General features: G+C 19.7%; 6 protein-coding genes and 1 tRNA gene. 2 read left to right on the top strand and 5 right to left on the bottom strand.

What is annotated here, in order from left to right; genetic code table 11:
* Positions 1 to 32: 32 nt before the first annotated feature.
* Positions 33 to 1,001: a thiamine-phosphate kinase gene (gene thiL, locus RJT65_RS01910; protein WP_343152550.1), complete on the bottom strand. Its 969-nt coding sequence runs from the start codon at positions 999 to 1,001 to the stop codon at positions 33 to 35.
* A 67-nt stretch (positions 1,002 to 1,068) separates the two neighbouring features.
* Positions 1,069 to 1,536, bottom strand: coding sequence for a 6,7-dimethyl-8-ribityllumazine synthase (gene ribH / locus RJT65_RS01905; RefSeq protein ID WP_343152548.1), 468 nt, complete (start codon positions 1,534 to 1,536; stop codon positions 1,069 to 1,071).
* A 405-nt stretch (positions 1,537 to 1,941) separates the two neighbouring features.
* Here ribH and RJT65_RS01900 point away from each other — a divergent pair.
* Positions 1,942 to 2,018: transfer RNA gene (locus RJT65_RS01900), tRNA-Met, on the top strand.
* 198 nt (positions 2,019 to 2,216) lie between these two features.
* Positions 2,217 to 3,545: an amino-acid N-acetyltransferase gene (gene argA, locus RJT65_RS01895; RefSeq protein ID WP_343152547.1), complete on the top strand. Its 1,329-nt coding sequence runs from the start codon at positions 2,217 to 2,219 to the stop codon at positions 3,543 to 3,545.
* Positions 3,546 to 3,580: 35 nt separating this feature from the next.
* Here the strand turns inward: argA and recD are convergent, their stop codons facing one another.
* The 3 genes from recD to recC form a co-directional block, all read right to left on the bottom strand.
* A complete protein-coding gene (gene recD, locus RJT65_RS01890; RefSeq protein WP_343152546.1) occupies positions 3,581 to 5,428 on the bottom strand; it encodes an exodeoxyribonuclease V subunit alpha in 1,848 nt (615 codons plus the stop codon).
* Between the two features lie 180 nt (positions 5,429 to 5,608).
* Entirely contained in the window at positions 5,609 to 9,115 is a 3,507-nt protein-coding gene (gene recB / locus RJT65_RS01885) for an exodeoxyribonuclease V subunit beta (protein ID WP_343152545.1), read from the bottom strand.
* 16 nt (positions 9,116 to 9,131) lie between these two features.
* The gene (gene recC, locus RJT65_RS01880; protein ID WP_343152543.1) at positions 9,132 to 12,362 is read right to left on the bottom strand and encodes an exodeoxyribonuclease V subunit gamma; all 3,231 of its coding nucleotides are present in this window, start codon (positions 12,360 to 12,362) and stop codon (positions 9,132 to 9,134) included.
* Position 12,363 lies beyond the last annotated feature (1 nt).

Raw genomic sequence — 12,363 nt, 5'->3', positions numbered from 1 at the left:
GTTTCTCTATTTTATATAACAAATATTTTTTTTTAAAAATGATTAAAACCTGTTTGATTAAATTTTATAGATTTTTGAAATTCTAATAATTTATAACCTTCTTTTAAGTGAGTAATATTTCCAATATGTGTATAACGTACATTACAAAATTTCATTAAATTATCTAAACATATCTTTTTCTTTTCTGGTATAGTAAAACATAATTCATAGTCTTCTCCTGAGTATAAAACCCATTTCAACCATTTTTTTTTATTAAAGTTATTTTTTATTTTTTTTGATATAGGAAAATTTTCTAAGTGTAATTCAGCTCCACATCGACTAGAATCTAAAATATGTTTTAAGTCCATAATTAATCCATCTGAAATGTCAATTGCTGAAGTAGCAATATTTCTTAAAATTTTTCCTTGTAAAATTCTTGCGATAGGTCTTAGATGTTTTTGTACAAGAGTATTATAAACTTTATTATTTTTTATTGTAATTTTATTTGTTAACAAATCAAATCCAGCTGCACTATCCCCTAAAGTTCCTGTTACATAGATTAAGTCTCCAATTTTAGCTCCTTTTCTAAATAGTGCTTTTCCCTTTGGAATTAAACCATAAGCACTAATTGTGATACTTAATGGTCCTTTAGTTGTATCTCCTCCGATTAATTTCATTTTATTTTTATAAATTAATTTAATTAAATTTTTACTAAAAAATTTTATCCATTTTAAGTTTATGCTAGGCATTGTTATAGATAATGTTAACCATTTTGGTTCTGCCCCAACAGCTGCTAAATCACTAAGATTTACAGCAAGTGCTTTATAGCTTAAATCAATAGGGCTTATTGTTTTTAAAAAATGTATACCTTCTACTAAAGTATCAGTACTAATAGATAAAGTTTGATTTTTTGGTATTTTTACTATTGCACAATCATCTCCTATTCCTTTAATTAAATATTTATCTTTTTTTTTAAAACAATTAAAATATTTGTTTATAATTTTAAATTCGTCGATAGGCATTTTTTTAAATTTCTAGTTGTTTAAAAAATTTTAAATTTTTAAGTAAAATTTTTTGTTTTAAAAAATATTATTTTATTTTTTTTATAAGATTTATCATTTCCAAAGCAGAAATAGCTGCTTCAGAGCCTTTGTTTCCTAATTTAGTTCCAGCTCGTTCAATAGCTTGTTCAATAGTCTTTGTTATTAATATTCCTATTAAAATTGGGATTTCATGTTCAATACTAAGATTGGATAAATTTGAAAAAATAGGACTTGCTATAGATTTATAGTGAGGAGTATTTCCTTTAATAATTGTTCCTAATGCGATAATAGAATCGTATTTTTTTTTTTTACATAAAATTTTTGTAATAATTGGTATCTCGTAAGTTCCAGGAACATAAAATGTAAAAATTTTTTCTTTTTTTACTTGTCCGATTCTAATTAATGTATCAATAGCTCCATTTAATAAATGATTATTAATAAAATCATTGAATCTAGATATAATTATAGCAATTGATGCATCATTAGAAATGATATTCGACTTGAAAATGTTCATTTAAAAACCTTTTTTTATTAAAAAATGTTGTTTAATTTATAAAAATTTTTTTTATAATATAAAAATGTTAAATTTTTTACATTATTAATTTTAAAAGAAAATAATTAATTTTTTAATTTTTTATCTAAAAAAAGATAATATTAATATATATAATCTTTTTTAAAAAAATAATAATCTTAATGATTTTAAAATTTGTTAATAATAATTATTATATTAAAAATGATCATTTTTTTCTATTTTTTTTAAAAAAATTTAAATTTAAAAAAATTACTAAGTATCTGTGTAATTTTTTATATATATTTAAAATTTTTTTTAAATTTTTTTACTAAAAATATTTTATTTATTAATTTTTTTAGATCAAATATATTGTTTTTTTAATTTTTTTAATGTAATATATAAATATATCGCGGGATGGAGCAGTTTGGTAGCTCGTCGGGCTCATAACCCGAAGGTCGTTGGTTCAAATCCAACTCCCGCAACCAAAATAAATAAAATATTATTAATGTTTTTTCTTCTTTTTTAAATATTTTAAACTCCTCTTTTACAATAATTAGTTTTAACATAATTAATCGCAAGGTTAATGTTATTAATTTAAACTAAAATTAAAAAAATATTCTTAATAAATTCATTTTATTCAATTTATTAATATTCAAAATATAAATATATTAAGAGATTTAATTATGTATAAAAATCCTATTACTAACTTAGTGGAAGAGTTTAGACATAGTGTTCCGTATATTAATGCTCATAGAGGAAAAATATTTATAATTATATTATCTGGAGAAACAATTAAACATAAAAATTTTATTCATATAATAAATGATATAGGATTGCTGCATAGTTTAGGAATTCATTTAGTTGTAATTTATGATGCAAGTCCTCAAATTAAAAAACGTTTAATTAACAAAAAAATAAATTTTTATTATCATAAAGAAGTATTAGTAACAAATACAGAAATATTAGAGTTAGTTAAAGAAGAAATCGGAAAACTACAATTAGACATAACAGCATTACTTTCAATGAGTTTAACTAATACTCCTTCTCAAGGAGCTAACATTAATGTTGTTAGTGGAAATTTTATTATTTCTCAACCGTTAGGTGTTGATAATGGAGTTGATTACTGTCATAGCGGTAGAATTAGAAAAATAGATCAAGAATTTATTAAAAAACAACTTAAAAATAGATCTATTGTTTTAATAGGCCCTATATCAGTTTCTATTACAGGGGAAAGTTTTAATTTAATTTCTGAAGAAATAGCGGCTGAAGTTTCAATAAAATTAAAAGCTGAAAAAATAATAGGATTTTTTGATTCTCAAGGAGTTATTAATAAAGCTGGAAAGTTTTTTTCTGAATTATTTCCCAGTAAAGTAAAAGAAATGATTTTAATGAAAAAAAAGTATTTTTTTTCAACTTCCATGATTAGATTTTTAAAATCTTCCATCAAAGCTTGTTCTGGAGGAGTTCGAAGATGCCATTTAATTAGTTATAAAAAGAATGGCGCTTTATTGCAAGAACTATTTTCGAGGGACGGAATTGGAACACAAATAGTTATGGAATCTTCGGAAAAAATTAGAAAAGCAACAATTAATGATATAGGAGGTATATTAGAATTAATTAGACCATTAGAAGAAAAAAAAATATTAGTTCGTAGATCAAGAGAACAGTTAGAAGTCGAAATTGATAAATTTATTATTATTGTTAGAGATAATTTAACAATTGCATGTGCTGCTTTATATCCTTTTAAAAATGAAAAAATAGGAGAAATGGCCTGCGTAGTAGTTCATCCAAATTATAGAAATTCTTCTAGAGGGGAGATGTTATTACGAATAATACAAAAAGAAGCAAAAAAATTAAATTTAAAAAAAATATTTGTATTGACTACATATAGTATTCATTGGTTTCAAGAAAAAGGATTTTTGTTAACAGATATAAATTCTTTACCTGAAAGTAAAAAAAGAATGTATAACTATCAAAGAGGTTCTAAAGTATTAGAATTAAGTATTCTTTAATGAAAAATTGTAGTTTTATTTAATTAATAGATTTATTAGTTCTCTAGATAATTTTTTAATTTTTCTTTAATCCCGCTATAGTTAACAATTTTCTTATTTGCTGTTAAATAAAGAATTTTTTTATTAGCATATAAAGTTAATTTTTTTTTTGATCTTGTAATAGCTGTATATAGTAATTCTTTACTTAAAGTTTTCACATCGATTAAAGGTAATAATAATCCTGTATGAGAAAATTCTGAACCCTGTGATTTATGAACCGTGATTGTCCATGCTGTTTCATATTCAGGTAATAAATTAATTGGAATAGTTTTAATTGAGTTGTCTAATGATAAAAAAAATACTAGAAAATTTTTCTTTGAATTTAGAAAAGTTATTCCAATATCTCCATTAAAAATTTTTAAATTTTTATTGTTTTTTTTTATTAATATAGGTTTTCCTACATACCAAATTTCTTTTTTAATCATCTTCGGTTGAATATAACCAAGATCTTTCATTTTTTCTTCTATATTGTTACCAACACGTTTTGTTCCAAACAATCCTTCTTTTAATGCACAAATTAAGCGATATTTATTAAATAAAGTAATAATTTTATTAGGAGAGTGTTGTTTTTTAATACTTTCAAAATATTCTTTATATTCTAAAACAACTAAAAGTATCATTTTTTTATATTCTTTATTATTAGTTACAGGGATGTATTTAATATCTGTAAAACTATTATTAATAATTTTTTTAATTATTTTTGTTTTTCCTAGTTTTAACATTGAAGAGAATTGTTGAATTCCTGATGTCGGTAAAAATCTATAATTTTTTTTTAACATACAAATATTATTATTAATAATTAAGTTTGATGTTTTTGAATTAGAGTTAACATCTAAAAAATTTATTTTTTTTAATAATTTTGTAAACCTTTTTGTATATCCATATTCATAAAAAAAAGAAATTTCTTTTAATAAATAACCTTTTCCAATAGGAGATAACTGATTATAATCTCCTATAAATATTAATCTTGTATGAGAGGATAAAGAATTTATTAATTTATACATCATAAAAAAATCAATCATTGAAGATTCGTCTATGATTAATATATCAGCATTAATATTATTTTTTTTTTCGTTGAATGAATGATTGATACTTGGTTTTATTTTTAATAAATGATGCAAAGTAGAAGAATATTTTGGAAAATATTGTTTTTCTAACTTTGTTAAATTTAATGTAGGAATAATTTTTTTAATAGAAAACAGTAAATTAGCAGCAGCTTTTCCAGTCGTTGCAGTTAATTTAATGATGGGAGTAGAGTATGAAAATCGAATAATTGAAATAATTAATTTGGATATTAGAGTAGTTTTTCCTGTTCCCGGGCCTCCAATAATAAAGGTAATTTTATTAAATATTGACATAAGAATTGCTATTTTTTGGAAAGAGTCTTCTTTATTAAATTTAATTTTTTTATTTAATCTTTCAAAAATTGATTTATTTATTTCTATAAAGTTATTTTCTTTCTTAATAAAATTAAAAATTTTTTTTTCTGTAAACCACGCTTGATAAAGATATAAATTATTTTTTGAAAAAATTATTGGTTTTTTACTATTTTCTGATCCAATAACTTCACTTTTTTTGAAAACTTGAATCCAATCTTGAAGAGAATTTATTTTTTTAATAACTTTCCACATTTTTTTTACAATTTTTTTTTGAGGATTATTGAAATATTTTTTTAATAAAAACGCAATAGGTAAGCAAATATTTCCTTTTCCATAAAAATTGCTTATGCAAGCTACTGCTAACATAATAGCAGGTTCATTTTTTCTAGAAATAAAATTAGAAAATTCGAAATCTATAGATCGAATTAATTTTTTTTTTACTGCTTCTTGTAATAATTTTTTCATTTTAATTTACTATTCTGACAAATTGGTATATTAATTTTTGATTTTTGCAATATAAATCATATCAATTTAAAGATTTTAAAAAAAATTAAATATTATTTTTTTGATCTTTAAATTAAAAAAATTAAATATTAGATTTAATTTTTAAAATTATTTTTATTTATAAAATATAGAATTAAGAAATTATTTTCCTTTAAAAAAATTATCTAGTTTATTTATACAATTTTCTTTAGGGAGAAAATGATAAATTCCATTATTTTCATTAGTTTTGTTTTTTTCTAAATACATTCCTCTAATAAATAAAAAATAAAAACCTCCAAAATTTTGATTAAAATTATATTTTTTAATTTTGTTTTTTAGATATCTATTAAGAGCGATTATATACAGTAAAGATTGTATATCATATCTATGTTTAATTATTTCCGATTTTATGTTTTTTTTTGAATAAAAACTATTATCGTAACCGAGCCAATTAGATTTATATTCTAAAATATAGTATTTTTTATTTGAAAAAAAAATAAGATCAATAAATCCTGTTAACATTCCTTTTTTTTTCTCAAAGTTAAATAAAGGAATTTCTTGATTTTTTAACCTAAATAATTTAATTATTTTATTAAATTTATAATCATTTATTATTTTTTTAATAGGATAAAAGAATTTTAATTCTTTTAGATATTCATTTTCTTTTAAATTTGATAATTTTAGACCATAATTATTAATTTTTTTTTGAAAAATTTGATACATCCAATTTTTTATTATAGGTATCCATTCTTTATTTAGTTTTACTTTGCTAATTTCTTTTAGAATATGGTAATCGTTAATTTTATCATTAAATTTACATTTTTTTAATATATTATGAAGCAAGGAACCAAATTCAACTCCTCTTGGAAAATAGTAAGGACTTAAAGTATCGTTGGAAACATTAATAATTTTTGCATTTGAATTTTTCTTTTTTTTATTAGTTAAAACTAAATTTTCCTTTTGTAATTTAGAAAAACTTGTTATATCCCAATAATTCAGAATCTTTCTATTAAATTTTTTAACATTTATTGGAATATTGACATTAATTTTTTTTTGAAAAATTTTTTCTTTGAAATTTGAAAAAAATTTAATATCTTCATATTTTTGTATTTCTTTTAAATTTTTTTTAAAAATAGAAAGATTGCATTTTTTTCCACGTTGAAGAAGATATCCAAAAGCACTATGATGTACGTTAGAAAAAATATTGTATTTTTTTTTTCGTATAGTTTGAACTCTGGCTATTCCTAAGCTGCAATGTATAATGGTTCTTGTTAAAGCAACATATAATAATCGCATATCTTCTGAAAGTCTTTCTTTATCTACTAATTTAGATTTTTTTGAATTTTCCTCTAAATTTATTCTAAATTGATTTTTTTTATTAGGGTATAATCCTATTTTTCTTTTTTTATAATTCATAATAAAAGGAATCCAAACTAGTGGAAATTCTAATCCTTTCGATTTATGTATAGAAATAATTTTTACGGAATTATTAGAATCTGGATTCTGGACGAAATTATTTTTTGGTAAATAATCTATATTATTAATTTTTCCTTCTAACCAATAAACTAATATTTTTTTTTCATTTAATAAAAAATATTTTTCATCTATTATTTTTCCTAAATGTAAAAAATTGTTTACGTTAAATATATTTTCTTTTTTTTCATTTAAGTTAATTTTTTTTTTCTTAATTTTTATCAAGTGTTTTATTAGGGAGAAAATTCCTAATTTTTCCCAAATTTTATAAAAATGATAAAATTTATTTATCGTAGAAGACCAGTATTCTAAATTTAAAAATATTTTATTTATTTGATTAGAATCATTTTCCAGTAAATTTGTGCATAGTGCTCTTTTAAGTTTCTTTTCATTTTTTGAGTCTAAAATGGCGGTAAGTATCCAAAATAATTCCTTTGCTTCTAAAGTATCAAATATGTTTTTTTTGTTCGATAAATAAATAGATGGAACATTATTTTTTTTTAAAGCATCCTGTATACAAATAGCTTCTATTTTATTTTTAACTATTACAACAATATCTTTTTCTGAAATAGACTTAATTTTATTTTTAATAGAAATAGTAGCATTTCCAGACCTTCCTCTTTCTAACCAATAAGAAATACTTTTTGCACATTCTTTAGAAATCCATTCTTCGTAATTTCTTTTAGAAATAATTTCATTTGAGTTAATAAATATAGAGAAAGAAGGTTGAATAATATTATTAATTTTAAAATAATTGTATTTGTTTTTTTTAAAGAAAGTAGAAGGAATAAATTTTATTTTGGAATTTAAAAATGGATTTTTAATTCTAGAAAACAATAAATTTATGTTATTTATTATGCTGGGTGTGGATCTCCAATTTTTTTCAAGAAAAAAATGTGATTTAATTTCGGATTTTGATTGAAAGTAAGAAAATATGTTAGCCCCCCTAAAATTATAAATAGATTGTTTTGGATCTCCGATTAACAATAAAAATATATTTTTTCTTTCATAAAATATTTTTTTTATAATTTTATGTTGTTGAAAATTAATATCCTGAAATTCATCTATTAGTACAGCACTAAAATCTTTACTTATTTTTCTTAAAAAATTATTTTTTTTCTTTTTTAATTCCTTAAACAGTAAGTTTGAAACATCAGAATATTCTAAATACCCAATATTTTTTTTTCTTAAGTTGGTATAATGTATAACATTTTTAATAGATAAAAGAATAAACTCTTTTTTTATTGAAAAATTTTCTTTTAAGAAAAACTCTGTAAAAATAAAAAAATTATATAGTGTTTTATTTTTTTTATTTTTTGTTTTATTTATTTTTTTTTTAAAGTAAGATAACTCTTTTGGAATAAAATAATCAACTGTTTTTTCTATTGCCCATTTATTTATTATATTTATCCATCTTTTTTTGTTTCTTTTATTAAAAATTCTTTTATTTATAATGAATTCATCTATCGAATTAAATATTTTTTTACTAACTCCTAACCAAGATTTTTTAAAGAAATTAATTTTTTTAATATTTTTTTTATGCAAATTAATTACACAATATTTTTTTTTTATTTTTAAATAAGGATTGTTTTTCTGATAATTTATCCAAGGTTCGATTTCTTTAAATAAATTTAAAGGATTTTTCCATTTTTTATAAATAATGTTTAGTAAATTTTTTGGAAGCAAAAAACATTGTTTCCTCCAAAAATCTATAGTAGTTTCTAAGTACATATTTCTTTCATTTTTAATATTATTTTGTGAACTTAAATGAAAAGTATAATAGTTTAATGTTTTAAAAAAAAAACTATCTATAGTAAAAATTTTAGCTTGATCTAAATCAAACTCTGCTTTTAAAAGCAGGGCTTTTGCTAATTCAAAATTTTTAATTTTATTTATAAAAACAATTATATTATTATTATTAATTTTCTTTTTTAAAATAGCGAGTTTTAATTCTTGAATAGTTTTTTTTATTCGTTTAAAGATTTCTTCTTTTGCTGACTTATTAAAAGTTAGAACAAGAATTTTTTTAACTGATAAAGGATTTTTTTCTTTTTTTATATTAATACCTAATATTAATCTTATATAAGTTAAAACTATAAAAAAAGTTTTCCCTGTTCCAGCTGATGCTTCGATTACATGTTTTCCTTCTAACAAAAAATTAAATATTTCTTTTATTTTTTTTACATTTTTTTTCATATTTTTTATAAAAAAATTAATCATTAATGTGATTTAAAATAGGAATAATCCATTTTTTACATGTTTTATATATTTCCTCAAGCAATTCTTCTGTTATTTCAGGTATAATTTTTTTAATGTATAAGTCTTCTTTTTCTCCTGGAATAATTGTATTTCCATTCCAAGTATCTAGAAAACTTTTTCTAGCTTTTATTGCAATTTTTTTTTCAGAAATTATATCTTTTTTAATTTTATCATATATTTTTTCTATCCAAGAAAAACTAGATTTTATTAATAACAAAGGATGATTTAATCCTTCTAAATATCCTTTAATATAATTTTCTAAATAAAATAAAGCTTCTTTTTTTTTTATAGGTGAAAAAAAATATTTTTTATTTTTTAATCCGTATATTACAGAATTCCCTTTTTTTTCGGAAATACAATAAATAAGGTGTTCTAACCATAGAGAAATCATATCATTATAGTTTAACAAAGTAGGTTTCCACTTTAAAATACCTGTTTTTTGAATATTTTCTAGTTTTCCATATATTATATTTTTAGATAAGCGAATATATATTTCTTTAGTTTTAAGGGTTGTTTTATTAATTAAAATTTTTTTTGTTAAGCATAATAATTCTTTATAAGTATTTTTATTTATATAAAAATAGTTAAAATTGTAAGGAAGTTCTCCAGAAGATTCAAGTTTTTTTAAAATTTTTCTTTCATTTTTTTTATTAATCATTTCATTTAATATTTTTTCATTAAGTTTATAATTTTCTAATGAGTTTAATGAAAAAGGTTCCATTTTTATAAGATTTTCGTTTTTTTCTGGAAATGTTATTCCAATTCTTTTTTTTAAAAAAAATCGGATAGGATTTTTCCAAAATAAAATAAATTTTTTTAATTTAATCTCTTTTTCAAAATAGAAATCTATTTTTTTAAAAAATTTAAATTCACGATTATTATTGTTATTATTTAATAATATATTAAACCAATTATCATCGAAGCTTTGGTAATTATAAACATTATTAAAATTTATAGCATCAAATGAATTTTCTGAATGAAATAAATGAATATGTTGTAATATTTCTTTTTCTGATTGTTCATCATTAATAAAATAACTTGTTTTAATATAATTTAATAATTTATTTATTAAAATAGAAGGATTAACTTTCAGATCGTTTTCTAATCTATAATTAATATAGCTTAAGATTAAATAATCTTTAGCGGATATCAAAATTTCTAAAAAAGTATAATAATCTTTTTCTTTTAAATCAGGATCTCCAATATTTTTGTTTTTTTTAATTAAATCAAAGTATTTAATATTTTCAACACGGGGATAAATATCTTCATTAAAACCAATTAAGTATATTACTTTAAATGGAATAATACTAAAATTATATAAGTTTGAGAAGTTTACTTTATTTTTTGAAAAATTTTTTTTTCTAAAAAATTTTTTTATATTAATTAAAAATTTTTTACTAAAAATATCAATAGATATTTTTTCTTGATAATTTTCTTTAATAGAAAAAAAAATAGTTTTTTTCCATATTTTTTTATATAAATCATATTTTTTTTTTAAAAAAAAGTCTTTTTCTAAAAAAAAATAAAATATCATTTTTTTAAAAATGGGTATCCAATCATTAAATAGTTTTGATTTTGAAATTATCTTCCTCCATTTTTTTAAAATAGTTATAAATTGAATTAATTTTTCTAGAATATTTATTTCATTTTCTTCTGTTATAGAGAAAGAAATGGTATTCATCCATGATTTTTCACTATTGTTCATTGCGTATCCCAGCAGAAATCTTTTAATTCCAAATTCCCAAGTATTTTTATTAGTTGGAGGTAAGTTTAATTTTTTGATATGTAGATTATCTAGTCCCCATCTAATATTAGAATTTTTTATCCAAATTTTTAAGATTTCTACTTCTTTTTTTGAAAAATTAAATTTTCTTGATATTAATTCATATTGTAACAATTCGATTATATCTGTATTGTAAAATTTACAATAATGAAATTTAAGTAATTTTTCTAGCAGGTAGATAATAATTTTATTTTTCTTAGATATTTCATTTAAAATGGTAAAAGGAATAAATTTTTCTTTTTCTTCTCTGTTAAAAACAGATTTTATTGTTGTTGAGTAGTCTTCTGTATTAGAACAAAGAATTAAAATATCTTTCGGAAAAATTTTTTTGTTTTCGTTTAAAATTCTTAATAAGTTATCATGTAAAATTTCTATTTCTCTTCTAATATTATGACAACAATGGATGGATAAAGAAAAATCTGTTTGTAATATTTTTTTTTTTAATTTTTGATCAAATATTTTCTTTTTATTAAAAAAAAATAATTTATTTTGTAAGTAGGGTAATAATTTTTTTTTAGGATTGTTTACTTTTTTATATATAAATAAATGTTTTTTTATTTTTATATTTTTTAACAAAAAAAAACGTTCATATGCATATTTAAAAAATTGAAATAAAGGATTCAATAAAATATTTTTTTCAATTTTATTTTTTATATTTAAATCGAAAGATTTATTTTTTTTTAAAAAATGTAATTTTTTTGTTTGGTAAGGAGAAATTATAAAAATATAAATATCTAAAAAAGGACTAATTTGATTAAAAAAATTTAAGTAACTACTGCATAAATGATGTATTCCTATCACAAAAATTCTTTTAGTAAAAAAGATATAATTAGATTTTTCAAATTTTATTTTCTTAACGTAAATATTTAATAATTTAGAAAAGTTCCAGTTTTTTTCTTTTTTAGTTAATATTTTCCATAAATTTTTTTGCCATTTTTCAGAAGAATCATTTTTATAAAAATTTATATCTCTTTCCCAACTATTAATTATTTCACATCTGTGTAATGAATAATTTATAAATAAATTAGCCATGAAAGTACAAAAATAAATTTTTTTTGTTTCGGTGTCAGTTTTATTTATACCAGAATAAATATTTTTTTTTGATATAATATTCATTATTTTCCAAGTTAAGGAGTCTTTTTCAAACTCATTTTTTTTTATTCTAATATTTAAGTTTTTTTCGAATGTTTTCCATATAAAGTTATATATAGTTTCAAATTTAATATTCGCACTAATTTTTTCTTTTTCGGCAATAAAAATATTTATCCATTGTTCCATATTTTTATTTTCTATTAAAAAATATTCTTTCTCAAATGGATTTTTTAAAGGGTTTTTTTTAATTAATTTTAAACACGTTTCAATAATTGAAGTTAGATTATTAGATGTATATAAATAAATCATA

Origin of the sequence: Buchnera aphidicola (Mindarus japonicus) (assembly GCF_039393905.1) — a bacterium.
Taxonomy (GTDB): domain Bacteria; phylum Pseudomonadota; class Gammaproteobacteria; order Enterobacterales; family Enterobacteriaceae; genus Buchnera_A; species Buchnera_A aphidicola_B.
This window is presented reverse-complemented; position numbering and strand designations above follow the sequence as displayed.